The sequence below is a fragment of the Haloarcula sp. MBLA0163 genome (assembly GCF_055632435.1).
The window spans coordinates 2,793,952-2,820,526 of record NZ_CM145745.1 but is presented as its reverse complement, the minus strand read 5'-3'; the positions used below and the strand labels follow the sequence as shown (position 1 = coordinate 2,820,526).

At 69.8% G+C, this 26,575-nt stretch carries 34 protein-coding genes and 1 tRNA gene; 16 read left to right on the top strand and 19 right to left on the bottom strand.

Annotated elements, in window-relative coordinates:
• The first annotated feature begins 42 nt into the window (after window positions 1-42).
• On the top strand, window positions 43-321 hold the full coding sequence (locus tag ACV7GQ_RS15040) for a HalOD1 output domain-containing protein (RefSeq protein WP_470311029.1): 279 nt from the start codon (window positions 43-45) through the stop codon (window positions 319-321).
• A 41-nt stretch (window positions 322-362) separates the two neighbouring features.
• The gene (locus ACV7GQ_RS15035; protein ID WP_470311028.1) at window positions 363-746 is read left to right on the top strand and encodes a methylglyoxal synthase; all 384 of its coding nucleotides are present in this window, start codon (window positions 363-365) and stop codon (window positions 744-746) included.
• A gap of 4 nt (window positions 747-750) precedes the next feature.
• Here the strand turns inward: ACV7GQ_RS15035 and queC are convergent, their stop codons facing one another.
• Genes queC through ACV7GQ_RS15020 form a run of 3 tightly spaced genes read right to left on the bottom strand, consistent with a single transcriptional unit; the run spans window position 751 to window position 2,708 of the window.
• Window positions 751-1,449 (bottom strand): 7-cyano-7-deazaguanine synthase QueC, encoded by a 699-nt coding sequence (queC, locus tag ACV7GQ_RS15030; RefSeq protein WP_470311027.1) that lies wholly within the window; start codon window positions 1,447-1,449, stop codon window positions 751-753.
• 27 nt (window positions 1,450-1,476) lie between these two features.
• Window positions 1,477-2,259 (bottom strand): 7-carboxy-7-deazaguanine synthase QueE, encoded by a 783-nt coding sequence (locus ACV7GQ_RS15025; RefSeq protein WP_470311026.1) that lies wholly within the window; start codon window positions 2,257-2,259, stop codon window positions 1,477-1,479.
• The gene (locus ACV7GQ_RS15020) at window positions 2,259-2,708 is read right to left on the bottom strand and encodes a 6-pyruvoyl trahydropterin synthase family protein (RefSeq protein WP_470311025.1); all 450 of its coding nucleotides are present in this window, start codon (window positions 2,706-2,708) and stop codon (window positions 2,259-2,261) included. Before ACV7GQ_RS15020 ends, ACV7GQ_RS15025 begins: the two co-directional genes overlap by 1 nt.
• A 109-nt stretch (window positions 2,709-2,817) precedes the next feature.
• Here ACV7GQ_RS15020 and ACV7GQ_RS15015 point away from each other — a divergent pair, with 109 nt between their 5' ends.
• The gene (locus tag ACV7GQ_RS15015) at window positions 2,818-3,510 is read left to right on the top strand and encodes a hypothetical protein (RefSeq protein WP_470311024.1); all 693 of its coding nucleotides are present in this window, start codon (window positions 2,818-2,820) and stop codon (window positions 3,508-3,510) included.
• Window positions 3,511-3,929: 419 nt separating this feature from the next.
• Here the strand turns inward: ACV7GQ_RS15015 and ACV7GQ_RS15010 are convergent, their stop codons facing one another.
• The 3 genes from ACV7GQ_RS15010 to ACV7GQ_RS15000 all read right to left on the bottom strand — a co-directional run bounded on the left by ACV7GQ_RS15010 (window position 3,930) and on the right by ACV7GQ_RS15000 (window position 6,584).
• On the bottom strand, window positions 3,930-4,676 hold the full coding sequence (locus tag ACV7GQ_RS15010; RefSeq protein WP_470311023.1) for a DICT sensory domain-containing protein: 747 nt from the start codon (window positions 4,674-4,676) through the stop codon (window positions 3,930-3,932).
• Between the two features lie 16 nt (window positions 4,677-4,692).
• Window positions 4,693-5,115: a DUF7344 domain-containing protein gene (locus ACV7GQ_RS15005; protein WP_470311022.1), complete on the bottom strand. Its 423-nt coding sequence runs from the start codon at window positions 5,113-5,115 to the stop codon at window positions 4,693-4,695.
• A 146-nt stretch (window positions 5,116-5,261) separates the two neighbouring features.
• Window positions 5,262-6,584, bottom strand: a complete 1,323-nt coding sequence (locus tag ACV7GQ_RS15000) for a M28 family peptidase (protein ID WP_470311021.1) — start codon at window positions 6,582-6,584, stop codon at window positions 5,262-5,264.
• Between the two features lie 79 nt (window positions 6,585-6,663).
• Between ACV7GQ_RS15000 and ACV7GQ_RS14995 the strand changes: the two genes are divergently transcribed.
• Window positions 6,664-7,725, top strand: a complete 1,062-nt coding sequence (locus ACV7GQ_RS14995; protein WP_470311020.1) for a zinc-dependent alcohol dehydrogenase family protein — start codon at window positions 6,664-6,666, stop codon at window positions 7,723-7,725.
• Here the strand turns inward: ACV7GQ_RS14995 and ACV7GQ_RS14990 are convergent.
• From ACV7GQ_RS14990 to ACV7GQ_RS14965, 6 genes are all read right to left on the bottom strand, one after another.
• Window positions 7,712-8,725 carry a Gfo/Idh/MocA family protein gene (locus tag ACV7GQ_RS14990; RefSeq protein ID WP_470311019.1) on the bottom strand — a complete coding sequence of 338 codons (1,014 nt, stop codon included), beginning with the start codon at window positions 8,723-8,725 and terminating at the stop codon, window positions 7,712-7,714. The two genes, ACV7GQ_RS14995 and ACV7GQ_RS14990, sit on opposite strands and share 14 nt — an antisense overlap.
• Window positions 8,726-8,771: 46 nt before the next feature.
• Entirely contained in the window at window positions 8,772-9,473 is a 702-nt protein-coding gene (locus ACV7GQ_RS14985; RefSeq protein WP_470311018.1) for a lysostaphin resistance A-like protein, read from the bottom strand.
• Window positions 9,474-9,575: 102 nt separating this feature from the next.
• Window positions 9,576-9,648: transfer RNA gene (locus ACV7GQ_RS14980), tRNA-Arg, on the bottom strand.
• A gap of 49 nt (window positions 9,649-9,697) precedes the next feature.
• Window positions 9,698-10,282 carry a 2Fe-2S iron-sulfur cluster-binding protein gene (locus ACV7GQ_RS14975; protein ID WP_470311017.1) on the bottom strand — a complete coding sequence of 195 codons (585 nt, stop codon included), beginning with the start codon at window positions 10,280-10,282 and terminating at the stop codon, window positions 9,698-9,700.
• Between the two features lie 96 nt (window positions 10,283-10,378).
• Window positions 10,379-11,281 (bottom strand): phosphogluconate dehydrogenase (NAD(+)-dependent, decarboxylating), encoded by a 903-nt coding sequence (gnd, locus tag ACV7GQ_RS14970; protein WP_470311016.1) that lies wholly within the window; start codon window positions 11,279-11,281, stop codon window positions 10,379-10,381.
• 52 nt (window positions 11,282-11,333) lie between these two features.
• Window positions 11,334-12,401, bottom strand: coding sequence for a Brp/Blh family beta-carotene 15,15'-dioxygenase (locus tag ACV7GQ_RS14965; RefSeq protein ID WP_470311015.1), 1,068 nt, complete (start codon window positions 12,399-12,401; stop codon window positions 11,334-11,336).
• A 127-nt stretch (window positions 12,402-12,528) separates the two neighbouring features.
• Here ACV7GQ_RS14965 and ACV7GQ_RS14960 point away from each other — a divergent pair, with 127 nt between their 5' ends.
• The 9 genes from ACV7GQ_RS14960 to ACV7GQ_RS14920 all read left to right on the top strand — a co-directional run bounded on the left by ACV7GQ_RS14960 (window position 12,529) and on the right by ACV7GQ_RS14920 (window position 17,497).
• Window positions 12,529-12,819, top strand: a complete 291-nt coding sequence (locus tag ACV7GQ_RS14960) for an SHOCT domain-containing protein (protein ID WP_470311014.1) — start codon at window positions 12,529-12,531, stop codon at window positions 12,817-12,819.
• Complete coding sequence (locus ACV7GQ_RS14955) at window positions 12,816-13,283, top strand: DUF4188 domain-containing protein (protein ID WP_470311013.1); 468 nt, start codon at window positions 12,816-12,818, stop codon at window positions 13,281-13,283. The genes ACV7GQ_RS14960 and ACV7GQ_RS14955 overlap by 4 nt, the downstream gene beginning before the upstream one ends.
• A 38-nt stretch (window positions 13,284-13,321) precedes the next feature.
• Window positions 13,322-14,404, top strand: coding sequence for an aminopeptidase (locus tag ACV7GQ_RS14950; RefSeq protein WP_470311012.1), 1,083 nt, complete (start codon window positions 13,322-13,324; stop codon window positions 14,402-14,404).
• Window positions 14,405-14,719: 315 nt separating this feature from the next.
• On the top strand, window positions 14,720-15,214 hold the full coding sequence (rimI, locus tag ACV7GQ_RS14945) for a ribosomal protein S18-alanine N-acetyltransferase (RefSeq protein ID WP_470311011.1): 495 nt from the start codon (window positions 14,720-14,722) through the stop codon (window positions 15,212-15,214).
• Between the two features lie 43 nt (window positions 15,215-15,257).
• Window positions 15,258-15,665 carry a DUF5810 domain-containing protein gene (locus ACV7GQ_RS14940; protein WP_470311010.1) on the top strand — a complete coding sequence of 136 codons (408 nt, stop codon included), beginning with the start codon at window positions 15,258-15,260 and terminating at the stop codon, window positions 15,663-15,665.
• A 24-nt stretch (window positions 15,666-15,689) separates the two neighbouring features.
• Window positions 15,690-16,103 (top strand): DUF5809 family protein, encoded by a 414-nt coding sequence (locus tag ACV7GQ_RS14935; protein ID WP_470311009.1) that lies wholly within the window; start codon window positions 15,690-15,692, stop codon window positions 16,101-16,103.
• Window positions 16,103-16,525 carry a hypothetical protein gene (locus ACV7GQ_RS14930; RefSeq protein WP_470311008.1) on the top strand — a complete coding sequence of 141 codons (423 nt, stop codon included), beginning with the start codon at window positions 16,103-16,105 and terminating at the stop codon, window positions 16,523-16,525. Before ACV7GQ_RS14935 ends, ACV7GQ_RS14930 begins: the two co-directional genes overlap by 1 nt.
• The gene (locus ACV7GQ_RS14925) at window positions 16,522-17,064 is read left to right on the top strand and encodes an NUDIX hydrolase (protein ID WP_470311007.1); all 543 of its coding nucleotides are present in this window, start codon (window positions 16,522-16,524) and stop codon (window positions 17,062-17,064) included. The genes ACV7GQ_RS14930 and ACV7GQ_RS14925 overlap by 4 nt, the downstream gene beginning before the upstream one ends.
• 67 nt (window positions 17,065-17,131) lie before the next feature.
• A complete protein-coding gene (locus tag ACV7GQ_RS14920) occupies window positions 17,132-17,497 on the top strand; it encodes a rhodanese-like domain-containing protein (protein WP_470311006.1) in 366 nt (121 codons plus the stop codon).
• A 912-nt stretch (window positions 17,498-18,409) separates the two neighbouring features.
• On the opposite strand, the gene ACV7GQ_RS14915 is transcribed toward ACV7GQ_RS14920, so the two are convergent.
• Entirely contained in the window at window positions 18,410-18,568 is a 159-nt protein-coding gene (locus ACV7GQ_RS14915) for a hypothetical protein (protein ID WP_470311005.1), read from the bottom strand.
• Between the two features lie 139 nt (window positions 18,569-18,707).
• Between ACV7GQ_RS14915 and ACV7GQ_RS14910 the strand changes: the two genes are divergently transcribed.
• Window positions 18,708-19,610 (top strand): HEAT repeat domain-containing protein, encoded by a 903-nt coding sequence (locus tag ACV7GQ_RS14910; RefSeq protein ID WP_470311004.1) that lies wholly within the window; start codon window positions 18,708-18,710, stop codon window positions 19,608-19,610.
• Between the two features lie 7 nt (window positions 19,611-19,617).
• Here the strand turns inward: ACV7GQ_RS14910 and ACV7GQ_RS14905 are convergent, their stop codons facing one another.
• Window positions 19,618-19,851 carry a hypothetical protein gene (locus ACV7GQ_RS14905; protein ID WP_470311003.1) on the bottom strand — a complete coding sequence of 78 codons (234 nt, stop codon included), beginning with the start codon at window positions 19,849-19,851 and terminating at the stop codon, window positions 19,618-19,620.
• A gap of 152 nt (window positions 19,852-20,003) precedes the next feature.
• Between ACV7GQ_RS14905 and ACV7GQ_RS14900 the strand changes: the two genes are divergently transcribed.
• On the top strand, window positions 20,004-20,462 hold the full coding sequence (locus ACV7GQ_RS14900; protein ID WP_470311002.1) for a universal stress protein: 459 nt from the start codon (window positions 20,004-20,006) through the stop codon (window positions 20,460-20,462).
• 19 nt (window positions 20,463-20,481) lie between these two features.
• Here ACV7GQ_RS14900 and ACV7GQ_RS14895 read toward each other — a convergent pair whose 3' ends face one another.
• Window positions 20,482-20,943: a hypothetical protein gene (locus ACV7GQ_RS14895; RefSeq protein ID WP_470311001.1), complete on the bottom strand. Its 462-nt coding sequence runs from the start codon at window positions 20,941-20,943 to the stop codon at window positions 20,482-20,484.
• A 202-nt stretch (window positions 20,944-21,145) separates the two neighbouring features.
• Here ACV7GQ_RS14895 and ACV7GQ_RS14890 point away from each other — a divergent pair, with 202 nt between their 5' ends.
• Complete coding sequence (locus ACV7GQ_RS14890; RefSeq protein WP_470311000.1) at window positions 21,146-22,243, top strand: Gfo/Idh/MocA family protein; 1,098 nt, start codon at window positions 21,146-21,148, stop codon at window positions 22,241-22,243.
• A gap of 127 nt (window positions 22,244-22,370) precedes the next feature.
• On the opposite strand, the gene ACV7GQ_RS14885 is transcribed toward ACV7GQ_RS14890, so the two are convergent.
• The 4 genes from ACV7GQ_RS14885 to ACV7GQ_RS14870 are packed head-to-tail and all read right to left on the bottom strand — an operon-like array spanning window position 22,371 to window position 26,562.
• Window positions 22,371-23,465 (bottom strand): oligopeptide/dipeptide ABC transporter ATP-binding protein, encoded by a 1,095-nt coding sequence (locus tag ACV7GQ_RS14885; RefSeq protein WP_470310999.1) that lies wholly within the window; start codon window positions 23,463-23,465, stop codon window positions 22,371-22,373.
• Complete coding sequence (locus ACV7GQ_RS14880) at window positions 23,462-24,550, bottom strand: ABC transporter ATP-binding protein (RefSeq protein ID WP_470310998.1); 1,089 nt, start codon at window positions 24,548-24,550, stop codon at window positions 23,462-23,464. Before ACV7GQ_RS14880 ends, ACV7GQ_RS14885 begins: the two co-directional genes overlap by 4 nt.
• A 1-nt stretch (window position 24,551) precedes the next feature.
• A complete protein-coding gene (locus tag ACV7GQ_RS14875) occupies window positions 24,552-25,571 on the bottom strand; it encodes an ABC transporter permease (RefSeq protein ID WP_470310997.1) in 1,020 nt (339 codons plus the stop codon).
• Entirely contained in the window at window positions 25,558-26,562 is a 1,005-nt protein-coding gene (locus ACV7GQ_RS14870; RefSeq protein ID WP_470310996.1) for an ABC transporter permease, read from the bottom strand. The genes ACV7GQ_RS14875 and ACV7GQ_RS14870 overlap by 14 nt, the downstream gene beginning before the upstream one ends.
• Window positions 26,563-26,575: the final 13 nt, after the last annotated feature.

Here is a 26,575-nt window from a genome sequence, read left to right as displayed (position 1 = left end):
CACGCATAGCCGGTTATATCCCTCGACGGGGTAGGCGTGACCATGCAATCGGACGACGGGACAGTGTACATGATACGGGGCGGGACCGCCGGCGAGGACGGCGACGGGTGGGTCAGCCCCGAACCGGTGGCCGACGTCATCGTCGACGCCGTCGTCGCGGCGACGCCCCTCGACCGCGACGACGTCGACGCCGTCGAGTCGTACGTCGACGCCGCGGACCTCCGCGCGGTGGTCGGCGACGGTGACCGCGAGCGAATCAGCTTCGAGGTCGCGGGGTACGAGGTGACCGTGACGGCCGACGGGGACGTCACCGTGGCCTGAGGGGCGACACCACTTTGCCGGCCGCCCGCGTTGGCCGTGACATGGTACGCGTCGCACTCATCGCCCACGACGACGAGAAGCCCGAGATGATAGACCTCGTGACGGCGTACGAGGACCTCCTCTCGGAGTTCGACCTCGTCAGTACGGGCACGACCGGGAAACGGATCATGGAGGAGACGGCCCTCCACGTGGACCGGAAGCAGAGCGGCCCCCTCGGCGGCGACACGCAGATCGGCGCGCTGGTGGCCGAGGACAGGATGGACGCCATCGTCTTCCTCCGGGACCCACTGACCGCACAGCCACACGAACCGGACATCTCCGCGCTCCTGCGTATCTGTGACGTCCACGACGTGCCGATGGCGACGACCCGGACCTCCGCCGAGTACGTCCTGGAGGGCGTCGCCGCCGACGCCGAGACGGAGTGAGCCGTCAGTCGACGTACGTCGGTCGCTCCGCGTAGGGTATCGGGTCGCGTTCGCCGACCCGCTGGAACGCTTCTAGCCGGAAGGCACAGGCGTCGCAGGTGCCACACGCGGGTTCGTCGCTGCGGTAGCAACTCCACGTGTCCGCGTAGGGGACCCCCAGTTCCAGGCCGCGCTCGGCGATGTCCGTCTTCGACCACTCGACGAACGGGGCCGCGATGGCGATGCTCGTCCCGGGTCTGGTCCCGACGTCGACCACCCGTTCGAACGCCTCGAAGAAGGCCGGGCGACAGTCGGGATAGCCCGAGAAGTCCTCGCTGTGGGCGCCGATGAACACCGCCGCGCAGTCGTTGGCCTCGGCGTAGGAGACGGCCATCGACAGCAGGTTCGCGTTCCGGAACGGGACGTAGGAACTGGGAATCTCGTCGCTCTCCGTGTCGGCGTCGGCGACGGCCATCGTCTCGTCGGTGAGCGACGACCCGCCTATCTGCCGGAGGTGGCTCGTCTCGACGTGACAGAAGTCGGCCGCGTCGACGTGGTCGGCCAGCGCCCGCGCGCACTCGTACTCGCGCTGTTCGGTGTTCTGGCCGTAACTGGTGTGCAGCAGGTACAGGTCGTCGTACCCGCGGGACTGTGCCTCGTAGGCCGCCGTGGCGCTGTCCATCCCGCCGGAGGCGAGGACGACAGCGCGGTCGTCGTGTGTCATGTGTCGTGTGATGTGGTGGGCCGGCAGTCAGGTGCCCGGTGCGTCGTTCCAGAGGTCGACGTGGAGGCGCGGCGTGTACCGGTAGCCGTACTCGACGGCGAGGTCGGCGACGACCCCGCGGGTCCGTTCCAGTTCCTCGCGGGTCTGGCCCTCCGGCATGAGGAGGACGCGGTCGTCGGGGAGGGCGGCGTCGGCCGCCTCGCGCACGCGGGAGACGAGACGTTCTATCTCGTCCATGTCCTCCGGACCGGTGACGACGAACTTCAGTTGCGTCTCGTAGGCCTCGACCAGCTCCGCCAGCGTCGCCACGTCGAGCCGCCGAGCCTCGTGGCGGTCGGCCCACTCGCCGTCGCCCTTCGGGTCGCGGTCGGCCGTGGGCGTGCTGGAGGCGAGCTTCGGGCTGACGCTCGCGAGGTCGATGGGGGCGTCCCGGTAGACGGTCCCGTTCGTCTCGACGGTGGTGTGATACCCCCGGTCGGCCAGTTCCGAGAGCAGGTCGACGCTGGCCTCGTGGACCAGCGGTTCGCCGCCGGTCAGGACGACGTGGTCGGCGTCGTACCCCTCGACGGCCGCGACGACGTCGTCGACACCGTACCAGTCGCCGGTCGGTTCCCACGAGGTGTGGTACGAGTCGCAGAACCAACAGCGGAGGTTACAGCCACTCGTCCGGACGAACACGGAGGGCACCCCCGCCAGTCGGCCCTCGCCCTGCAGCGAGCAGAACAGTTCGTTGACGGGCAGGTCGCTCTCTCCGTCCTCGGTCCGTTCGACGGCCTCGCCGAGGCCGTCGGTGTCGCTGGCGACCGGCATCAGCGGCTGCGGAGTTCGCTCGTCTCCCGGACCGACACCGAGACGTCGGAGACGGTGTCCGGGAGGCTGTCGGCCAGTCGTGACTCGAGGACGACGGCCATCACCTCGGCCGTCGGCGGGTGGTCCAACACGACGAGGGCGTCGCCGTCGCCGCTGGCCTCGAACGCCTCGACGAGGGGGTCCCCGCGTTCTACGAGGAAGCGGTGGTCCCACTCCTCGACGACGCCGGTCACGTCGCCCTTGTCGACGACCCACCCCTCGTCGGTGAGGCCGCCGGTGACGCGGACCGTCACCTCGTAGTTGTGGCCGTGGGGGCGCGAACACTTCCCGTCGTGGTGCATGAGGCGATGGCCGGCCGAGATGCGGATGGGCCGGTCCCCGCCGACGACGAGTTCGCGCTCGCCGGCCGCCGCGACCGGGTCCTCGACGGAAGATATTCGCTGAGTCATATCCAGTGATTACCGACGTCGGAGATAAACCCCTCGGACCGCGGTCAGGTGCCGTGTGTGGTGCTCACCCGCCGCAAACGATAGGTCGGTCCAGTCCTCAGGGGGGCGTGTGACACGACGAGCGGTCGAAGACGGGTTCGAGACGTACCTCTCGGACCTCGTCGACGAGACGTACGCGGCGTTCGACGTGGCCGCCGTCCTGCGTGGGTCACGCAGCGGCGGCAGTCGCGCCGCGAGCAAGCTCCTGAAGAACAGCGACCCCCTCGAGCGCCACGTCGTCCGGCCGAAGCTACGGGAGTACCAGCGGACCATCCTCCACCAGTTCGAGCCGGTGCTGGACTACGCGGCCGACACCGAGGCGTCGTTCGAGGCGTACGAAGACGAGGTCCTGGCCCGGGACCTGTACTGGGACGCGCTCCGGCCGTCGGTCCGCGGCGAGCGACGCGAGGCCATCCGCCGGCGACTGCTGGACCGCCAGCGCGCGTTCGGGGACGCCCTATCCCCCCTCGTCGCCGCCGACAGCGACGACTTCTGGACGGCCGTCGTCGCGGCCTACGACTACGACGAGGCCGTCGACGTCGTCGAGGAGCACTTCGAGTTCAGCACGCCGCTCCGGGACGAACGGGACGCCTTCGCGTTCGAGTTGGAGATAGACCCCGGCGAGGTGCTCGGTGGACTGGCGCGGGCACTCCCGTCGCTGACCGTGGAGTTCACCGACGAGGCCGTCCGGTCGATGCGCCGCGCCGAACAGCGCGTCATCCCGCAGGCCAAGGCCGACGCCGAACAAGCGTTCGGAGACTGAGTGGCGACGCCGTCGCTACGGGGCGTCGGCAGGTCGGTGCCACGCCGTGGTGGGTCGGCGCGGCACCAGCGATTGGATTGGTGCACGGGACCGCTCCTGACACGAGAGCGGCCGCGTTGGGCTGACTGACGACGGCAGGCATGGGTCGGCCGTGGAATGGTGTAGACGCCATGTGGGCATGGGGTCTGGCGACCGGCTGGTGGGTGGGAAGACCGGTCGCCGAGTCGGCCTGACGGCCCGCCACCGGTACACAAACGTCGCACCGGTAAATAGTCTACGGAATATGTTATTTTCAAACCGAGTAAGTTCTTTCACCACCGTGGAGGCGAGCTACACGCCATCTAGCGGGGAAAAACATATTTCGAATATTGTCTCGTTCATTATACAACTCCCCTCGGCGCCCGAGGGTGGCGCCCGGGTCAGGTCACCGCGTCGAACGCGCGCGCCACGAGGTCGGGGTCGTACGTCCAGACGCCGCGGTAGTGGTCCTCGTCGGTCGCCTCGGCGACGAGCGCACAGCTCTGACCGTCGCCGCCGGACGCCGGCTCGCCCGCCGAGGCGTCTCGGTCCTCGCCGGCGTCGAACAGGAGGAACCAGTACCGGGCGAGCTCCTCGTCGACGTCCGTGTGGGCCGTCAGCGGCGCGTCGTCGAGGAAGCCGTCGGGCGCCCCCTCCGGCACGTAGACGTGGACGTCGACGTCGGTGGTCGTGGCGAGGTCACGGTAGAGGGCCGCCTGCGCCTCGAACGCCGCCACCGACTGGAACCCCACGTGGAGTCGTCCGCGCCCGGTCCGCCACGCGCGGTCCTCTATCTCGCGAGAGGTGGCGAGCAACTGGCGGCGGTCGAGGGTGACGAACACCGTCTGGTCGAGCAGTTCGAACAGGGCGCGGTACTCGGCGTCGACCGAGTCGAGGTCCTCGGGCCGGTGGATGGGCGGGGCGAGGAACACGAGCAGGTCCGACAGCGAGATCGCACCGCGGAACCGACCGTCGTCCCTGACGACGACGAACGCCTCGGCGCTGATGGTGGGTATCTTCCGGTGCTCGACGCTCAGGTTTCTGGTCGCGAGCGTCTCGGAGAGGTCGCTCCCGGTGTCGTCGGGGGCGTAGACGACGACCGTCTTCCGTTCGGCGGCGACGTCGGCGAGAATGGACCCGAGCGTCATCGACACAGGGGGCGTGTCACGAGTCGGGTGTCGGTGGCTGTCCCGTCTCGACGGCCCGCTCGTACTCGGCGGCGAACCTGAGCAAGTCACGGACGGGGCGGGAGAGGGACGCCAGCCGTACTTCGTCGGCGCTCTCGTCGTGGACCACGAGGCCCGTGTCGGCCAGCAGGGGGACGTGTGCGTGGACGAGTTCTATCTTCACCCTGGCCCACTCGTCGGGACCCGCGGGCCCGCTGGTCGTGGCCTCCCAGCCGACGAGGACGTCCGTCAGGTCGTCGAGCGAGGCGGCCGCTTCCTCCGTCAGTATCGCGAGCAGGCGCCGCCGTTTCTCGTTCGCCAGCGCCTTGAACAGGTCGTCGGGCGGCGGACCGACCCCCTCGCCGTCGAAGTCCCCAGCGTCGAACGAGAGCACCGAGTGGCTGTCGTCAGCGGGCGTCATGCGTTATCACACACTTATGACTACGGTTGGTGCATTAATAGTTGTTGCCCAGCTTTTAACTCCGAGTGGTGGTCCGGAAAACGCGCCTCTCAGCGGTGTTACGGGCAGAATAGCTCACCCGGACGGACGCCGCTCGACCGCCGCGGTCAGTCGTCGTAGGGCCAGTCGCCGGTAATCCGCATCCCCTCCGCGAGCCCCTCGGCTTCGAGTGCGGCGGCTATCGTCTCGGGGGCCGCCCGGTCGTACCGCTCGCCGGCGAGCGTGACCGCGAGGTCCGTCAGCAGAATCGCCTGCTCGCGCAGCGTCCGGCGTTCCAGTTTGTCCAGCGTGTCCGCGTGCGTGTGGCCCCAGCCCCGGCCCGTCTCGCCGGTCTCGCTCATGACGTGGATGCCCGGGACGCCCCGCTCGACGAACGGCCAGTGGTCGCTGTGGGGGCTCTGTTCGGGGCTGACCGTCACGGGGTGGTCGAACCGGTCGGCCACCGACTCGGCGGCCGCGCCCAGCGCGTCGAAGCCGTGGGTGAAACACTGGAGGGTACGGCCGCGGACGACGCCGTCGAGGTTCAGTACCGCTCGAACCGCGTCGAACTCGCGGGACTCGGCCAGTCGACTCGACCCGACCAGTCCCACCTCCTCGGCGCCGAAGGCGACGAACTCGACGCGGCTCTCCAGCTCGTCCTCGCGGGCGGCCAGCGCCCGGGCGATCTCGACGAGTGCCGCGGTGCCGGCGCCGTTGTCGCTGGCGCCCTCGGCGATGTCGTGGGCGTCGACGTGGCTGGTCACCAGCACCCGCTCGTCGGTGTCGGGGCCGAGTTCGGCGTGGACGTTCTGGCTCGTCGCGGCGGGCGTCTCGCAGTCGACGGCGACCGTGACCGGGTCGCCCGCGTAGCGCCGGGCCAGTCGCGCGCCGGTCTCGTTGGCGACGCCGACCGCCGGTATCTCGCCGATGGGCGCGTCCTCGGTGCCGACGCTCCCCGTGGGCGGGAGCATCCCCTCGACGTGGTTCCGGTAGACGAAGGCCGCGGCCCCGGCCTCGACGGCGTGGTAGTACTTCTCCCGGCGGTGGATGTAGCGCTCGTACCAGTCGGGCACGTCCGACCGGGCCATCACCACCTTCCCCTCGCAGTCGGCGTCCGCGAAGTCCTCCGGCAGGCCGTACCCCACGTCGACCAGGTCGCCGGTGGCCGACCCCGACGGGGAGCGCGGCAGTGCGATGACCTCGCGGTCGGCCGCGGCGACGGTGGCGGTGTCGACCGCGATGCTGCTGTCGCCGCGGACCCACCCCTGCACGTCGAACGGTTCGAGGCGGGCGGCCTCGGCGTACTCGGCCAGTGCGTCCCGCGTCGCCGCGGCGGCCTCGCGCTCGCCCTCGCTCCCGGCCATCCGGTCGCCGATGTCCACGAGCGTCTCCAGATGCGACCAGCCGACGTCGCTGGTGAACGTCTCTCCGATCCACTCGCTGTCGGTCATGCCCGCCTCTGTGGGCCGGACGCGGTTTAATCCCCGCCCTGCCCCCGTCGTTTTCCCCCTCCCGGTCCAACGGGTGGACATGCGCACAGCAGTACTGGAGGGGTACGGCGACCCGCTCGCCATCCGCGACGTCGACCCGCCCGACCCCGACCCCGACGGGGCCGTCGTGGCCGTCGAGGCTTGTGGCATCTGCCGGAGCGACTGGCACGCGTGGCAGGGCCACGGTGAGTGGGCCGATGACGACGTCCCCCTCGGACAGGTGCTCGGTCACGAACCGGCCGGCCGCGTCGTCGAGACGGGCGCACAGATCTCCTCGGTAGCCGTCGGTGACCGCGTCGTCGTCCCGTTCAACCTCGGCGACGGCACCTGTCGGCACTGTCGGAACGGCCACGGCAACGTCTGTGCCGACGGGTGGGCGCTGGGGTTCGAACCCGAGGTGCCCGGCGCCTTCGCCGAACGCGTGGCGGTGCCGCGGGCCGACTACAACCTCGCGACGCTCCCCGACGGCGTCGGCTTCGAGGCGGCCGCGGCGCTTGGCTGTCGGTACGTCACGGCCTACCACGCGCTGGCACACCGGGCCGACGTGGCCGCCGGCGAACGGGTCGCGGTCCACGGCTGTGGCGGCCTCGGCCTCGCGGCGGTGCAGATAGCGACCGCGCTGGGCGCCCGCGCCGTCGCCGTCGACGTGCGGGACGCACCGCTCGAACTGGCCCGCGAGGTCGGCGCGAGCGCGACGGTGGACGCCGGGGCGACCGACGACGTGCCGGCGGCGGTGCGGGACCTGACCGACGGCGGCGCGCACGTCTCCGTGGACGCGCTGGGACGGGCGGAGACCTGTCGCAACAGCGTCCGGGGCCTCCGCTCGCGAGGGCGTCACGTGCAGGTCGGGCTGACCACCGACGCCGAACGCGGCGAGGTGTCGCTGCCGACCGACCGGATGACCCGCTGGGACGTCGACTTCCTGGGCTCGCGCGGGATGCCGCCATCGCGGTACGACGAACTGCTGGCGCTGGTCGCCGACGGCACCGTCGACCCCGGCGCCCTCGTCACGCGCCGGGTGGCGCTGGACGACGTCTCGGACCGGCTGGCGGCGATGACAGAGTACGACACCGAGGGCGTCGAAGTCGTCACCGACTTCTGAGACCCTCGACGTGGACCGTCTCGCCCCGCTGGGTCGCCTCGTAGGCGCTCTCCAGGAAGGCCGTCACCGCCAGGCCGTACTCGCCGGTGACGACGGAGTCGGCGGTCCCCTCGACGGCGTCGACGAAGTTGCGGAGTTTCCGCTCGGTCAGCGTCTCGAAGTCCCGGTCGCCGTCGACGCGCACCTCGCGGGTCGAGTCGGGGGTCGTCACGGTCAGGTCACCGTCCGAGAGCGAGACGTGGCCCTCGGTCCCCCAGACCGTGAGGCCGTCGTCCGGGGCGACGTCGGTGCCGGCACCGCTGACGCAGACGCTCGCCGTGACTCGGTCCCCGTCGGCGTCGAGCGTCGCCGCCAGCGCGCTGTTGACGTCCACGTCGTAGCCTCGGTCGTCGACGACGCCGGTCACGGTCGTCGGTTCCGCGTCCAGCACCCACAGCATCGCGTCGACGAGGTGGGTGCCGGAGTCGAACAGCTGGCCGCCGCCCGACAGCGACGGCGTGGTTCGCCACGTCCCCTCGTGGTCGGTTATCCACCGCTGGCCGAGATAGGCGTTGACGGTGTGGGGCGTGCCGACCTCGCCCGACTGGACGATGCGCCGGAGCTCGGCGAACAGCGGGTCGAAGTGGCGCTGGAACCCGACCTGCAACACCCGGTCGCGGTCGGCCGCCGTCTCGACCAGTTCCGTCGCCGTCGCCAGCTCCGTCGTCAGCGGCTTCTCGACGAAGGCGTGCAGGTCCCGTTCGAGCGCCGCCATCGCGTGGTCGTAGTGGAGGGTGTGGGGCGTGCAGACGCTGACCGCGTCAAGGTCGCTCCCGTGGACGTCGAGCAGTTCCCCGACCGACCCGTAGGCCGGCCGGTCGAACGCCGATTCGAACGTCTCGCGGGCGTCGGCCGCGACGTCGACGCCGGCGACGAGGTCCACGTCGTCGAACGCCGCGTACTGTCGACACTCCCGCTGACCGAGTCCACCGAGGCCGATGGCACCGATTCGGACCGTCATGCCGACAGCGACGGCCGTCGAGGGAATAAAACCGCCTCGTCGTCGCTCACACCGAGAGGAACGTCCCCACCAGCAAGACGGCGTTGTACACGCCGTGGGCGACGATGGGCACCAGCAGATTGCCCGTCCGCTCGTAGATGGTGCCGAAGACGAGGCCGCCGACGGTGACGACGGCGACGCCGGCCAGGGCGCCGACGACCGACCCGGTGAAGTTCAGCAGGTGGATGCTCCCGAAGACGAGACTCGACAGCGCTATCGCGAGGGCGGGGCCGAACGTCTGTCGGAGTCGCCCCTGGATCGCCCCGCGGAAGAGCAGTTCCTCGGCCGGCGCGACGAGGACGATAGAGAGCGCCGCCAGCCCGAGCGCCACCCGGGGGTCGGCCATGATGGGGTCGTCGAACACGCTCCCCTCGGGGGCCAGCCCCAGCGACGCGAACAGCACGCTGAGGCCGACGGCGGCCACGAGCGTCGCGACCACGCCCCCGACCATGTACCGGACGTCCCGCCGCGTCGGCCAGCGAACCCGCACGCCCCCGTGCCGTCGGACGTAGAGCGAGCCCACGACGAGGAAGGCGAACTGGCCGGCGGCGGCGAGGACGAGGAACCCGCCCGGACTGCCGACGGGCGGGCCGAACAACACGAGCGGCACGGTGAACACGACGCCGAAGACGACACTCACGGCCAGTCCGGCGACGAGCAATCCGGCCGCGACGCCGAGGCTACGGGCCGCGTCGCTCACGTTCGTCATGCGTCATTCTGCGCACGGCGGCGGCAAAAGTATACGCCGCGTGAGCCGCGGGGGTGGCTCGCGCGCTGTGTCTCACTGCTCAGTCCGTTCCTCGCAGCATAGCGGGCGGCGAGGGATTTGAACCCCCGACCATCTGGTCCGGAACCAGGCGTTCTGTCCGCTGAACTAGCCGCCCACGTGTCGAGGTACTCCGCAACCGCTTGTAAGCGTTGTGAACCCGCGAGTCAGGGGGACTCGCTCGTCTCGATGGTGAAGTCGTCGACGGGGTAGGCGACACAGGTCAGGCAGTAGCCGTCGTCCATGTCGTCCTCGAACAGCGACTCGTTCTGGCTGTGGCGGATGTAGTCCTCCGCGGGGCCGTCCTGGATGTGCCCCGCACAGGAGATACACTGGCCCTGCCGGCAGGCGTAGGGGAGGTCCCAGCCCTCGTCCTCGCCGGCGTCGAGGATGGTCTCGTTGTTGGCGACCTCGATGGTCTCGCCCTCCTTCGCGAACTCGATCTCGTAGTACTCGACCTCGTCGTCGGCGATGGAGTCGGGGTCGAAGCCCTCGTCTTCCTCCTCGGCTTCTTCGCCCTCGGCGAGTTCACCCTCCGCACCGCCGGCGGGGATTGCGGCCGCACCGCCACCGCCGATGGAGCGGTTGTACGGTTCGGCGAAGTCCGTCTCCGGGACCGACGCGGCGCGCTGTTCGAGGACTTCTTGGGAGATGTCCTCCGGGGCCTCCCAGCCGGTCCCCTTCGCGTAGTGGAACGCCACCACGATGAGAGTCAGCGTGGCCCCGCCGAGGAGCCCTGCGAGTTCAACCATGTGCGCGGCTATGGAGTACTGGTTTAACTAAGCTTTGGATTCGGCCGTTTCGCCGTCCCGCCCCGCAGAAACGAGGGTGTCGGCGCCGACCCCCGCTCAGTCGCTCTTGCGGGGCACGTCGTGGCGGCCGAACCCGTAGCGGAGGCGACTCGCGAGGCGACGGGCGAACCGGCCGTCGTCGGCCCGGGATCCGAACCGTTCGGCCAGCGCCTGGTAGATGAGCGGCACCGGGACCTCCTGTTCGAGGGCCTCCTGCACCGTCCACGTGCCCGTCGACCCGCCCTCGACGCGGTCGGCGACGTCGCCGAGGTCGTTGCCCTCCTCGCGGAACGCCTCCTCGCAGAGCTCCAGCAGCCACGAGCGGATGACCGCGCCGTTGTTCCACGTCCGGGAGACGGCTTCGAGGTCGAGGTCGTAGCGGCCGTTCGCCAGCAGCTCGAACCCCTCGCCGTAGGCCTGCATCAGGGCGTACTCGACGCCGTTGTGGACCATCTTCACGTAGTGGCCCGACCCGGCCGGCCCCATGCGGTCGTGGCCCGCCGGCCCGGTGGCGACGGCGTCGAACACCGGTTCGAGCTCGTCGTAGGCCCACTGCGGGCCGCCGACCATCAGCGAGAAGCCGAGGTCTGCGCCGGCGGGGCCGCCGGAGGTGCCACAGTCCAGATACGCGGCGTCGGTCGCCTTCGCGCGGCGGACAGAGTCCTCGAAGTAGGAGTTGCCGCCGTCGACGACCACGTCGTCGCCGTCGACCAGCCCGTCGAGTTCGTCCAGCGCCGCGTCGACGGGGTCGCCGGCGGGGACCATCAGCCAGATGCGCTTGTCCTCGCCCAGCGAGTCGGCGAGGTCCGGAATCGAGTCGGCCGCCCGTGCGCCCGCGGCGGCGGCGTCGGCCACCGCCGCGTCGTCGATGTCGAAGACGACGACGTCGTGACCGGCGTCGAGTACGCGGTCGACGACGATACGTCCCATGCGTCCGAGTCCGATGACGCCTAGTTCCATACGGCAGGACTCGCCCAGCGGACAAGTAGGGGTTCCGGTTCCGCGCGTGGGCTCAGGGGACGAACCAGATGCCCTGCCGACGGTCCAGCCACCCGCCGACGACGACGTGTGGCAGGGCGATGATGGAGACGAAGACGCTCCAGAAGGCGACGCCGCCGACCAGCGGCGAGGCCGTGCCCAGCGGGTTCGGCGCGAAGCGGTACAGCAGGCCGGCCAGCAGGAACGTCAGCACCGCGCCGGCCATCAGCAGGCCCCACGCCGCCAGCGCGACGCGCTGCGGGTCCTCGAAGTCGAGGACGTCCGGGCCGCCGGTCCCGCGCTCGGCGTCGACGGCCACGTCGCGGGCCACCTGCCGCGTGGAGTACCACAGCGGGAAGTAGAGGCCGACGGCGACGACCACCGGGACGACGACGAAGTACGCCCCCAGCAGGGCCGTCTCGGCCGCGTCGACGAGCCACGACCGGCCGCCGCCGCGGTAGTAGCCGACCCCGACGTGTGCGAGTGTGGCCGCCAGCCACCCGCCGCCGACGACCCACCGCGTCGTCTCGAAGTACGGCGCGTACGGCAACAGCGCGCCGGGGTCGAAGATGGCGACCATGTGGTGGCTGAACGCCTGGAAGACGCCGGGCCACGCGACGATGGGGACGGCCATCACCGCGCCGCCCCGGACGAGCGCGGCGAGCGTCCGCTGCCACCGCGCGGGCAGGTGGTCGGTGCCGCTGGTCGCGTCGAGCACCGCGAGGCCACCGAACCCCCCCTTCGCCACCGCGATGCCGATGGCCAGCGCCAGCCCGGCGACGGGCGCGAGGACGAACAGCGCGACGAACGCCCCGACCAGTCCCAGGTAGAGGCCGAGGTAACGCCACCGGAAGTCCAGCTCGCGCCGACGGAGGTTCGCGAAGTGCTCGTACCCACCGTGTGGGAGGTTCAGCGCGACCATCCCGAAGAGGTAGAGCCCCGCCTGCGTCGACAGGGACAGCGACACGCCCGCCGCCCGGAGGCCGAGGAACGCCAGACAGACGGCGACCAGGCCCACCCGCGAGACCGTGAGCAACCGGTTGTCACCCGTCGGTACACGCAGTGACGGCCGCCGGAGCCGCGTGAGCGTCTTCCCACTCATAGCGGGCGCTAGGGACGAATCCCGGGTCAACAGTGGCCCGCGATACTGGGGCCGTTTTTCAGGCCGCTCTTTGTAAGTGAGTACTCACTCAGGTTTATTAGGTCGGCGTCCGTCCTCCCGAGTACAGATGCACACGACACACGACACGGCGCCGCTCGCAGGCGCCCTCTCGCTCGGAATTCTCGCCGTCGACCTCGGCGGCCTCGCACTCGGTGTCCAGTGGGCGTGGGTCGCCTTCCAGGTGGGGTACGGCGGCGTCCTCCCGCTCGCACTCGGGGTCGCGAGGCGGCGACGCGAACGCGAACCGACGACGGACGACGACCCGCTCGCGACGCTGCGCGACCGGTACGCGCGCGGCGAGATAGACGAACGGGAGTTCGAGGCGCGCGTCGAGGGCCTGCTGGAGACCGAACGGTGACCGGACGTGTCCACGCCGAACGCGAGGGCTCGTTCGTCGTCTTCCTCGTCGGCATGCGAATCAACCGCTGGTGGGCGCTCCACCGCTGGCTCCCGATCTTCCTGCTCGCGCCGAGGCTGGTCCGCGAACTCCGCCGCGACGCGGACGGCGGCCTGCTCGGGAGTCGGACGTGGCTCTCGTGGCGGTCGTTCGCCTTCGTCCAGTACTGGGAGTCGGTCGAGGCCCTGCGCTCGTACGCACACGACGGCGGCTCGCTGCACCGCGACGCGTGGCGCGACTACGACCGTGAGACGGCTCCGACGGGCGCCGTCGGCGTCTGGCACGAGACGTACGTCGTCGACCCGGACGACTACGAGACGGTGTACAACCGGATGCCTGCCTGGGGGCTGGGCGACGCCGACGGGTCCGAACTGGTACCGGCCGACGGCGACCGGGCGTCGATGCTCGGGCGGCTGGGCCGCTGAGGCGGTACGCTTTCACGCCCGCCGCCCGTCGACGGGGCATGGACGACCGCGTACGCGAACACGCACGGACGCTGGTGGACTGGAGTGCCCGCATCGAGGCGGGCGACGACGTCGTCGTACACGTCGAGGAGGGCGCGCACGACCTCGCCGTCGCCGTCGCCGAGCAACTCGGCCGGCGGGGCGCGAACCTGCTCGCGACGTACGGGTCCGACGAACTCACCCGCGCGTACCTCCGGGCCCACGACGGCGACTTCGACGCCGACCCCGAGTACGAACGCGCGATGTACGAACGGGCCGACAGCGTCCTGATTCTGAAGGGGACGAACAACACCGCCGGCACCGCCGACGTGCCCGGCGACCGGCGACAGGCCCACTCGACGGCCCGGCGGGGCATCCGCGAGGCCCGACTGGACACCGACTGGGTGTCGACCCAGCACCCGACGCGCGCGATGGCTCAGCAGGCGGGGATGGCCTACGAGGCCTACGCGGACTTCGTCTACGACGCCACCCTCCGGGACTGGGACGCGCTGGCCGAGGAACAGGCGCAGTTGAAGGACCTCCTGGACGCCGGCGAGACGGTGCGCATCGTCACCGAGGGGACCGACCTCACGATGTCCATCGCGGGCCGCACCGCGGTCAACTCCGCCGCCAGCGTCGCCTACGACTCGCACAACCTCCCTTCGGGCGAGGTGTTCACCGCCCCGGAGGCCACCGAGGGCGTCGTTACGTTCGACGTGCCGATGACCATTCAGGGACGGCGGGTGCGGGACGTGGAACTGACCTTCGAGGACGGCGCCGTCGTCGACGTCGCGGCCGCGCAGGGCGAGGCCGTCGTCGAGGAGGTGCTGGCGACGGACGACGGCGCGCGCCGCCTCGGCGAACTCGGTATCGGCATGAACCGCGGCGTCGACCGCGTCACCGACAACATCCTCTTCGACGAGAAGATGGGCGGCACCGTCCACCTGGCGCTGGGCCGGGCCTACGACGCCTGTCTGCCGGAGGGCGAGGCCGGCAACGACAGCGCGGTCCACGAGGACCTCATCACGACGATGGGCGAGGGGTCACGGCTGGAGGTCGACGGCGACGTGGTGCAGGCAGACGGTCGGTTCCGGTGGGAGTAGCGCGGGACGCGGCGCCACCGCTGCCAACCGGCGAATCGGGCGCGTCGCGAAGGCCAGACGCGCCGCTCTCGGACTCGCGTCGGCACTCGGGACGGAAGAGATCGGAAAGAGGGGGTGGGGGTGGGGGGTGGTGGCACCCAAAGTGGGTGCACCCATAGCTTCGACGGTGATAATTAAGAACCTTCCGGCCCCGCCGTCTCGCGATACGTCGCCTCCCCTGAATTTCAAACGCGATACTCCGACCCGGTGGGCGGGCACGCCGTGGCCGACCGGTCGGCGACAACACCTTTGTGCTGGCACACCATACCCCGAGACGTGACGACCGTCGCACCGGAGGGGCCCGACGGGGCCGACAGCCCGCGGGTGAGGCAGGCCGAGCGGGCCGACCTGCTGGAGGTCCACCGCATCGAGCAGTCGGCGTTCCCGCAGCCGTGGCCGTTCTCGGCGCTGGAGAGCTACCTCGGCGAGGAGGGGTTCCTGGTGGCCGAGGCCGACGGCCCCGAGGACGTCCCCTCGGTGGCGGGCTACGTCGTCGCCGACACCGTCCCGAACCACGGGACCCCGCTCGGACACATCAAGGACATCGCGGTCCGCGACGAGTACCGCCGCGAGGGCGTCGCCAGCGCACTGCTGGAACGGGCCCTCGGCGTCCTCGCTCTGACCGGCGCCGGCTCGGTCAAACTGGAGGTCCGGGCCGACAACCACGGGGCGCGACGTCTCTACCGGCAGTTCGGCTTCGAACACCGCAAGACCATCCCGAACTACTACAGCAACGGCGAGAACGCGCTCGTGATGGTCCGCCTGCTCTGAGACCCGACGGCATATACGTCCGGGCCGTCTCTGTGGACGTACGATGGGATACGCCTGTCCAGTGTGCGGCGACCCCCAGTCCGACGCCGGCCACCTCGCGAACCACCTGGCCTTCACGGCGCTGACCGGTGGCGACGACCACGAGACCTGGCTGGACGACCACGTCGACGACTGGGGCCAGATGGGCGAACCGGAGCTGGCCGAGGCCGTCGTCGACCACGCCGAGGAGACGGAGTTCCCGCAGGTGTTCGAGGAGAGCGGGCTCGACGACGACGGACACGACCACGACCACGCACACACCCCGACGAGCGACCTGCCGCCGGGGGCCGACAGTCAGCGCGGCCGGTCGATGAGCGACGACGACCGTGCCGTCCTCGCCGAGGCCCGCGACCTCACCCGCGAGATGCTGGACGACGAGGCGGACGACGCGTCCGAAGGCGAAACCGAATAAGCCCGCCGGCCCCTAGGCCCGCACATGGAGACCGAGGGGCAGTTCTCGCCGACCACAGTCGCCGAGGCGCGTGACCGCTACGAGTCGTTCGGCCCGACCGCACAGGTCGTGGTCAAGGAGGTCGCCAAGGCGATGGGACTGGACGCCGACGAGTACGAACAGCGAGTCACGAGCGACGTGGTCGAGACGGCGCGCGACGTCCTCTTCGCCGAGTCGCTCGCCGTGACCGTCGGGACGACCGCTGAGTTCGAGTCGTGGCGGGCCGACACGGACCACGAGGTCACCCTCGTCGGGTCCGAGAACGTCGCCAACGTCGTCTGGCACGCCCCGCCGTTCGCCGACGAGGCGGTGGCGGCGACGTTCCAGTCCGAGCGCCGGGCCGCCGTCGGCACCCTCCGCCGGCAGGCGTTCGGTCGCATATACAGCGAGGTCGTCTGATGCGGACGGTCACCCGGAACTTCATCCTCGGTGTGGCCGTCGTCGTCGTCCTCCTGCTGGCGCTCGGGGCGCTCCCGAGCTACCTCAAGAGCGGCGACCCGTACTACCTCACCGCGACGGCCGAGAACGAGAGCATCGCCGCGGCCAACGGGAGCGCGGTGAACGCGAGCAACCTCTCGGCCCAGCGGTACCCCTACACGACGGCGGCGCTCGCGGACGCGACGGCCAACGGGAGCGACGGCGACGGCCGGTCAGACCCCTACTGGCGCGGTCCCGTCGGGCTGAAAGGCGCGTTCACGCACTCGCCGTTCGACGAACTCGACGCCCTCCGACAGCAGGTGCCCGAGGCGGCCGACGACGAGACGGTGGTGGTCCGCCACGACGGTACGCTTTACCGCCTCGCGGTGACACAGCAACCATGAGCCGAGAGCCGACCCACGACTGGCCCGTCGTCGAGTCCGAGGCGGAGTACGAGACCGGGTGGTACACCGGCGGCTACGACCGCGTGCGCCAACCCGACGGCTCCGAGAAGGACTACTACTGGGCGGAACTGCCCGACGCCGTCGTCGTCGTCGCGCGAACGGGCGACGAACTCGTCCTCGTCGACCAGTTCCGGCCGACCATCCGCGAGCAGTGCCTCGAACTCCCGGCCGGTATCGTCGAGGACGGCGAGTCCTACACGACCGCCGGCGCACGCGAACTCCGCGAGGAGACGGGGTTCGACCCCAGCGGCGTCTCGCTGCTGGAGGAGTTCTGGTGTTCCACCGGCGTCCTGCGCCACCGACGCGGCATCGTCTTCGCGGAGGGGCTGACGCCGGTCGACCGGCGCCTCGACGACAACGAGTTCCTCTCGGTGACGACGGTCCCCGTCGAGGACGCGCTCGACGTCGCCCGCCGCGAACCGGCCAACGACGCCACCATCGAGGGCGTCCTGCTCGCACGGGCGGAGGGCCTGCTCTGAGACCGGCGGGTATCGGCGGCTACCCGCGTCCGGTGAACGTTTAGGCCTCGGCCGCTAGCGGTCCCACATGGACGGCGAAATCGGGACCGAGGAACTCCGGTCGCTACTCGACGACGAGGACGCCCGCGTCGTGGACATCCGCCCGCCGGCGGCGTTCCGGCGCGGCCACATCCCCGGCAGCGAGAACGTTCCGTTCCAGTCGCTCGTCGACGAGGTCGAACGGTTCGAGGGCGCGGACCGCGTCGTGACGGTGTGCCCCCACGGGAAATCGAGCGTGCAGGCCGCCCGCCTGCTGGCCTCCTACGAGGGGTTCGACGGGACGGTCGAGAGCTTCGCACCCGGCCTCGACGGGTGGGACGGACCGCTCGACGACGGCCAGTCGGCCGAGACCGCCGAAGCAACCGCCGACGAAGGCCCGGACGCTCCGTTCTGAACGTCACCGGGCGGTCGCAGCGTCGAGCCAGCATTCGGCGGCCCGCAGACAGCAGGTGGGCACGCGATATCTCTTCGAGCGACGGACCTCTGGATACGCTTCGAGGGCCTCGTCCGTCCATTCACCATCTTGTCCCTCTTTGTCCCTCGACGAACGCCTTCGCAGAACTATAGCTACGAAATCCGGGAATATACAATGTCTTATGCGCATAGATAGTGTGAAATGTCCTCAATTGTAGCACGTACGCACCAATAGGGGGGAGGAGTAAAATTAGAACTATCATATCTGGATTCGAAATATCGAAAGCAGATGTAGAAACTCGTCTGGCGCCAAAACAAATATAGAAATGATAGATATGGTGGTGGATGGGCAAAAATTATATCCACTTGTGCCTTCTGAAGCTATCTTCCCCGCACATCCGCCGTTCCTGACTCCGAATCGGACTGGAAGGCGCTGCGCGTGACTCCCTCTCTAAGATAACGACTGTACGCTTGTTACGAAAGTGGCCAGCCGTCCACGACACGCTACGACCCTCCAGAAACGTCGATATAGAGAAACTAATTTTTCGCCCGGTACATAACGTATTTCAGACCTATTCGGAACTGCGGAGTGTTGTGATTTCACGCCTTTCCAGCTGAAACAAGGTCGTGATAGATTCGGTATAGTTTCGCGAACCCAGCCGCTCGTCGGGCCTTCCGTGGTGGCTGGCCCGTTCCCGACGGCCTGCTGGTCGGTCCGGCCGTCTCGACGCTGGCGCCGCCCTGTCACGTCGCCGTCGCCGGCGGTCTGGGGACATCGGCGAGAGGTGAGACGCCGTGCCGATACCGATGCCGTTATGAACCATGAACGACGACCGGAAACCGGAGTAGCGTTACTCCAGCCGTACGCTCTCGCACTCGCGAGAGCGAACCGTCAGTCGAACGTGTCACCTCGGCGGTCTGCCACCACCGCCGCTTTCGCGACCCGGCCGCGCCCCACCGTCGCGGTCGGTTCGCTCTCGACGTTCTGCCCCTCGCCGGCCGCCCGATGGCGCCCGGTTGCGGGGCTCGAGGCACCTACTGTGTCGGACACCCCCGTATCGTCGTCGCACTTCCGATAGCGGCGCCCCTCGACCCGCGCTGGCCGGCGTCGGCGAGTCGCCGAGCACGACGGTGTCTGTCACCCCGTGGCACCGGTACACATTTATCGGTCGACGCGAAAGCAGACGTACATGTCCGGTAGCAGCCAGTCCCCTCTCCGAGAGGTGGTACCGAGCGACGCGACGCCCGAGTCTGTGGACCCGACGGACGTACGGGCGGCCCTCGACGCCGACCGTGCGACCGTCCGCCAGCGAGGCGCGCGCGTCTGTGTGACACTCGCCGACGCCGACGTCGACGCCGTCCGACCGCTCGTCGACGCACTCGGCCGGGCGCTACGTGACGACGACCCCGGCGTGGTCCAGACTGCCGCGGCGGCGCTCACGCGGGCCGCCGAGGCCGATGCCGACGCCGTCACGGGGGTCCTCGACCGCGCGGCGGCGCTGGCCGACGCCGACCTCGGTGGGGTCCAACTGGCGGGTGCGCGACTGCTCGCGGCCGTCGCCAGGGCGGCACCGGACCACTGCACGCCGGTCGTCGGCACCCTCCTCGACCGGCTCGGCCAGCCACCGGCTCACGACGACGCAGCGTCGGTCGCCGCGCGCGTCGACGACGGCGTGACCCAGCGGACGGTCCGACAGCACGAACAAGAGGAGCAGCGATACGAACGGGTCGCCCGGCAGACGTTCGCCAACGTCGCCGTCGCGGCGGCCGAGGTGGACCCGTCGGCGGTCGCCGACCACGTCGACACCGCTGCCGACCTCACCGGCGCCCCGGACCCGGTCGTGCGTGGGGCGGCGCTGGACCTCCTGGCCGCCCTCGCTCGCGAGGACCCGTCGGCCGTCGACCCAGTCGCGGACGCCGTCGTCGCGTGTCTCGACGCCGACGAGAGCGTCGTCCGCGCACGGGCCGTCAAGACGCTCGGCTTCCTCGAGGACGGGCGACACGCCGACGCACTCGAGACCGTCGCGGAGTCGGACCCGGACGAGGACGTGGCGGCTCTCGCCGACGAGACGGCGGCCTTCCTCGCCGAGTAGCGCGCCCTCAACAGTCCATCGCTCGTTTCGTACAGTACCAGTAGGTACCGCCGAACGTGACGAGACACCCGACGACTAGGATGAGGTCGACGAGCGCGATGACGTAGGCGGCGGTACCGGGACGGAGAAACAGGAACGAGAACGCCAGCAGGACCCCCATCACGAGGACGACGGCGAGCAACAGCGGCATCCGGTCCCGCTGGCTGCACGCCGCGTCGAGGACGGCGTCTGTCAGTGCCATACGTTCGCATCCCTCTGGAGGGACATTAACGTCCCGGTCGGACGCGGGGCCGGCGACACGCGGGGACGACCGACCAGCGCCGTGGACAGGCCGCCGGGTCGACCCCGCGCTGTCCGGTACTTTTATACTCGGAGCCCGGGTGTCTCGGGTGTATGGAACGTGCGCTCGTGAGCCTCAGAGACACGGAGCCGTATCGCGAACTACTGGCCGAAGCGGCGGACTGCGTGGACGACACCGACGGCGAGCTCGTCCTGTTGTGGCACCTCGACGAGGCGGAGTACGACGCCGACGTCGACACCCTCGAATCGGTCGGGCGGGTCGAACACGCGGCGTACGACCACTCGGCCGTCATCGACGGGGCAGCGGCGGACGCGGGGGCGTTCGTCGACTCGGTGCTCGGGGCGACCGGCGTCGAGACGACGACGGTGGTCGCCGTCGACTCGGCGGCCACCCGGGCCCGACACGTCCTCGACACCGCCGCCGAGCACGACTGCGACCACGTGTTCATCGTGGGCACGTCCCGGTCGCCCGCCGGGAAGGCCGTCTTCGGGGACTTCGCCCAACGTGTCATCCTCAACTTCGACGGCTTCACCACCGTCCTGACGGAGTGAGCGGGGACAAGCGACGGGGTCAGTAGGCCGGCGGGTTCAGACGGTCCGGGAGAGCCCAGCGCCGGACGAGCACCCCGACGACGCCGCCGGCGACGCCGACGAACCCGGTGAGGGGCGCGAACAGGACGAAGCCGACGAGGCCGTAGAACGGCGCCCAGTAGAGGAACACCTGTCCGGAGCCGGCGTACCAGAGGGCGAGGAACACCGCAGTCGCCAGTACCGTGAGGACCGCGGCACCGGTCGCTGCGGCGCGGACCCCCGCCGCCATCCCGTCGTAGACGTTCGTCCCGAGCGCGAGCCCGGCGACGAGACCGCCGACCGCGCCGCCGCAGACGACGACGCGGGCCCAGCCGTCGAGCCCGTGGACGAGGAACGCGGCGACGACGTACACGACGACACTACTCGCACCGGCCGCGGTCACCCACCACGGCCGGCCGACGACGTCGGCGACGAACCGGTGGCGGATCGCTGTAGCAGCCATGGACGGACGCTGGTCCGGTTACCGTTTGTATCTTGGGGTGTGCGAACACGACTCCCGGCGGGACACTCACTCGACGGTCGGGCGGACGAGCCGGTCGCGTCGCGCCACGCAGCGACGACGGCGGCGTGCGCGGCCCGCATAGCTGTGGGACGGCTCCGGGCGTAACGGTTTTACCGCGGTTCGGCGTTGTTGGAGCCGAGACATGGACTCATACGACGTCGTCGTCGTCGGTGCGGGACCGGACCCGGCGAACCCGTCGGTCGACGGGTTCGCGATGGGGTATCGCCACGCCGAAGCGTTCGAGAACGACGCCCGCTGTTCGGTGGTCGGCGTCGCGGACGTCGTCCCGGAGCACGGGGCCGCCTTCGCCGAGGCGTTCGACCTCCCGGAGGCGGCCGTCTACGAGGACTACGGGACGATGCTGGCCGAACTGGACCCGGACGTCGCCACGGTCGCCGTGCCGCCGGCGGTCCACCACGACGTCGTGGTCGGCTGTGCGCGGAGCGACACCGTCGACGCGGTCCACTGCGAGAAGCCGATGGCCACGAACTGGCCGGACGCACAGCGGATGGTCCAGGAGTGCTGGCGCCGGGACGTGCAGCTGACGTTCAACCGCCAGCGCCGCTTCGGCAAGCCGTTCGTCGAGGCGAAGCGCCTGCTGGACGACGGCGAGATAGGCGACCTGCGGCGGGTCGAGATAACCTGGGGCGACTTCTACGACATCGGCGCCCACACCGTCGACCTCGCGGGGATGTTCAACGACGAACGCGGCGCCGAGTGGGTGCTGGCCGCGCTCGACTACCGCGAGGAGGACGTGCGGTTCGGGGCCCACCAGGAGAACCAGATGTGGGCGCAGTGGCGCTACGACAACGGTGTCTACGGCACGCTCTCGGGCGGCGAAGGGGGCGACTTCGCCGACGCCTCGTTCGTGCTCCGGGGAGCGACCGGCGAGATACGCATCGACGTGGACGACGGCCCGATGCTCGAAGTCGCACACGGCGGCGACCGCGAGGCCGTCGACGTCGACGGCGAGACGATGCACGTCACCGGGTCCGAGGGCGACCGCTACGGGTCGGCGTTCCAGGACCGGTCGGCCGCGGAGGTCGTCGACGCCCTCGAGGCGGCTCGCGAACCGGTCACCAGCGGGCGGCGCGGCCTCAACACCACCGAGATACTGTTCGCCGGCTACGAGTCGGTCCAGCGGAACGGCCGGGTCGACCTGCCCGCCGACATCGACGGCCACCCGCTGGAGGAGATGGTCGCCTCGGGTCGATTGACGCCCGAACCGGCCGACGAGTAACCGCGGCGCCGCCGTCAAGTGGCGTGCCCGCGGTCCCACCCGTGGTCGATACCTGGGTGGGGGTCGTGCGGTTCCGCCGCAACCGAGGCCGCCGGGAGACCGACCGGTGGCCACGTCCCGATTCCGGTCAGTCCTCGAGCGGCGCGCTGTCCCAGTACTCGTGGTCTGGTTGGGTGCGGAAACACGCGGTCTGGTGGGTGCCCTCCCCGGACAGGGTCGGACAGCCCTCCCGACACGCCTCCCGCGCCTCCGGACAGCGCGTGTGGAACCGACAGCCGCTCGGTGGGTTCACCGGGTCGGGGATGTCTATCTTGCGCATCGGCGGCTCGCTCGCGCCGGCCGCGTGGAGCGCGAGGTCCGGCGTCGCCCACCGCAGGACGTTCGTGTACGGGTGGCCGGGGTCCTCGATGAGCTCCTCGGCCGGCCCGACTTCGACGAGTTCGCCCAGGTACATCACGCCGATGCGGCCGTCGCCGTGTTCGGCGAAGTACCGGGCGTTCGAGAGGTCGTGGGAGATGAACACGAACGAGGTGTCGAAGTCGTCCTGCAGGTCCAGCATCAGGTCCATCATCTCCACCCGCAGCGAGACGTCCAGCGCGCTGATGGCCTCGTCCGCGAGGATGAGGTCCGGGTTCATCAGGAGCGCCCGCGAGAGGGCGACCCGCTGTTGCTCGCCGCCACTGAGTTGGTGTGGATAGCGGTCGGCGAAGTCCGCCGCCGGGTTCATGCCGACCCGTTCGAGCAGCGAGTAGATGCGCTCGCGGCGCTCGCTGCGGCCCACGTCCGGGTGGGTCAGCTTGATGGGCTGGGCGAGGATGTCGACGATGCGCTGGTTCGGGTTCAGCGAGCTCCCGGGGTCCTGGTGGATTATCTGGAGCGACGAGCGTATCTCGTCGAACGGGATGTCGACGTCGCCGCGGCCGTCCTTGGCCGCCCAGACGTCCTGCCCGCGGTAGCGGACCGTGCCCCCGGTGGGTCGCTGGAGCCCGATGCTTGTCTTGCCCAGCGTCGACTTCCCACAGCCGCTCTCGCCGACGAGCGCGAGGACGTCGTTCTCCTCGATGTCCAGCGAGATGCCGTCGACGGCCCTGACGACGTCGGGGTCCTCGAAGAGGTCGAACAGCCCCTGCTCCTCCTCGAAGTGGACCTCGACGTTCTCCAGCGAGACGAGCGGTGCGTCGTCCTGCGCGGCCGTGGCGGCGGTGTCGTGGGTCCGGCTCATGGGTGGTCCTCCGTGTCGGCGCCGCCGGCGTCGTCCGCGACGGCCTCGAAGTTCAGGTCGATGGTCTCGCGCGCCCGCTCCCAGTGGTGACAGGCCGTGCTGTGGTCGGTCCCGGTCCGGTAGAACTCGGGGTCGACCTCACGGCACTCCTCGGTCGCCAGCGGACAGCGGGGCGCGTACGAACAGCCCGAGGGCACGTTGACGGGGGCGGGGCTCTGGCCCTCGATGGGCCGCATCTCCTCTAACGGCGCGTCGAGGTTCGGGGTGGCGTTCAGCAGGGCCCGCGTGTATGGGTGGCCCGAGTTCCCGATGAGTCGGTCCCGCGGGGCCACCTCGATGAGGTCGAAGGCGTACATCACGGCCATCCGGTCGGCGAGCGCGGCCACCAGCGGCAGGTCGTGCGTGATGAACACCATCGTCAGGTCGTACTTCTCCTGGAGCTCCTGGAGGAGCATCAGGATAGAGCGCTGCATCAGCAGGTCGAGCGCTGCCGTCGGCTCGTCCATCACGAGGACGTTCGGTTCCAGCACCAGCGAGAGCGCGATGAGCGCCCGCTGTTGCATCCCGCCCGAGAGCTCGTGGGGGTACGAGTCCAGCACGCGCTCCGGGTCGAGGTAGAGGTCGGTGAGGAGTTCCCGAGCGCGCGCCATCCCAGCGGTCACGTCGGCGTCGTGGGCCTTCAGCGTCTCCTCGAAGTGGCCGCCGACCGACATCGTGGGGTTGAACGAGCTCATCGCCCCCTGGAACACCATCGCGACCTCCTCCCAGCGGAACTGGCGGAGCTCCTCGTCGCCCAGTTCCAGGACGTCGATAGTCGTCCCGTCTTCCTTGTGGTAGAGGATCTCCCCGGAGAGACGGCCGGGGTCGGGAATCGCGTCCAGCATCGCCGACGCGAACATCGACTTCCCGCTGCCGCTCTCGCCGACGACGCCGAGGACCTCGTTGCGCTCGACGGCCATGCTCACGTCGTCCAGGACGAACGTCTCGCCGTCGTCGTACGTGACTCGGGCGTCGCGCATCTCGATGATGGGGTCGGTCGCCGCCGCCGGGTCGCCGTCTCGTCGCGTCGTAGCTTCCTGAGCCATCTCAGAGCACCTCCGTCACGCCGGCGTCCTCGTCGTCGCTGGCCGTCGACTTCGACTCGCCGGCCATCCGGGTCCGGACCCGGGGGTTGAACACGCGGTCCATCCCCTGTCCGAGGAGGATGAGCCCCAGCGAGAGGCCCATGATGGCGACCATCGGCGCCAGGAGCCAGTGGGCCGCGCTCCACGAGAACAGCGCGCCGCCGCTGTACGCGAAGTTCAGCGTCACGCCCCAGTTCTGGGTGGAGTACGGCAGGACCCCGAGGAAGTACAGGCCCACCGAGGCGAACATGACGTAGCGCGCCGCGAACACGAAGTTCACCGTCACGTACGGCATCAGGTTCGGGACGATGTCCTTCGCGATGATGCGTGGTGTGCCGACGCCCATCGTCCGCGAGGCCTCGACGTAGTCGTTCTCGCGGATGGTGAGCACCTGCGAGCGCAGCGACCGGCCGAGGCCGGCCCAGTAGCTGATGTTGATGATGACGCCCAGCAGGATTGGGTTCTCGGGGTTCAGCGTCACCGCGAGGATGATGACGAGCGGGAGGCCCGGAATCGCCATCACGAGGTCCGAGAAGGACATCAACGTGCGGTCGACGCGCCCGCCCTTGTAGCCGGCGAGGGTGCCGATACCGACCGCGATGCCCGTCGCCCAGACGGCGCCGGCGGTGATCATCAGCAGGATGGACGGCGTCGAGTGGATGATGAGCGCGGCGAGGTCGACCCCCGACGCGGTCGTGCCGAGGGGATATTTCATGTTCTCGAACAGCATGAGGTAGCGCGGCGCCTGGCTGGTCGAGGGTTCGCGCCACAGACCCAGCACCGCGACGACCGCCATCAGTACGTAGAACCCGATGATGAGGAAGCCGAGTCGCGTCCGCCAGTCGGCCCACGCGACCACCATCGGTGTCCGGATCCGCTCCTCGTACACCTCGCGGAGCCGGTCGCTGGTCGACATGTCCGGGGCCGACGTGCTCTCGCTCCGCCAGTCGACGCCCGTGCTGTCCGTCTCAGTATGCTTCATCTGACTCACCTGCGCTGATCCGCGGGTCGATCTTGCTGTAGGTCAGGTCGGCGACGTACACGCCCAGCACCAGCGCCACGGTGATGACGAGGAACGTCCCCATCATCAGCGGGTAGTCGTTGGCGTTCAGCGCCGATATCATGTAGTAGCCGAGTCCGGTGTAGGAGAATATCTGCTCCAGGATGACGGTCCCGCCCAGGCGGAAGCCAAGCAGGAGCAGGAACCCGGTGTACATCGGCAGGATGGCGTTCCGCGCGACGTACCGAGTCGCGATACGCCGGTCCGAGAGGCCACGGAGGCGCGCGACCTGCACGTAGTCGTTCCCGAGCACCTGGATGCTGTTGCCGCGCATCGCGAGGGCCTGCCCGCCCGCCGCGCCCAGCGTGTACGAGAAGATGGGGAGCACGCTGTGTTTCAGGGCGCTGACGACGAACGGCACCCCGAGCTCCCGTTCGACGCCGTTCGCGACCGTCCCCGCCGTCGGGAGCCAGCCGAACTGGTAGGCGAAGACGTACAGCGCGATGACGGCGACCACGTAGAACGGGACGGACATCAGGGAGATGGAGACGCCGGTCAGCACCTGGTCGAACCGGGAGCCCTCCCAGTAGGCCTGCAGCGACCCGAGGAAGATGCCGACCACGAAGACCAGGACCGTCGAGACGAGCACGACGAACACCGTCCACGGCGCCGCGCTGGCGAGGATCGACACGACGGGCTCGCCCAGCGAGATGGACTCGCCGAGGTTCCCCTGGAAGAGCGCGGCCATGTAGTCGACGTACTGGCGCCAGAGGGGGGCGTCGGGCTGGATGTTCTGGAGGTTCGCGATTCTGGCGTCCACCTCGTCGGCCGGCACGCCCTGCCGGAGGAGTTGTGCGCGTAACAGCGTGAACGGACCACCGGGGAGCAACCGGACCAGCCCGAAGGTCAGCGACGCCACGAGGTATATCGTGACGAACACTCGGGCGGTCCGCCGCACGTAGTAGTTGACCATTGCGTACGTTCTC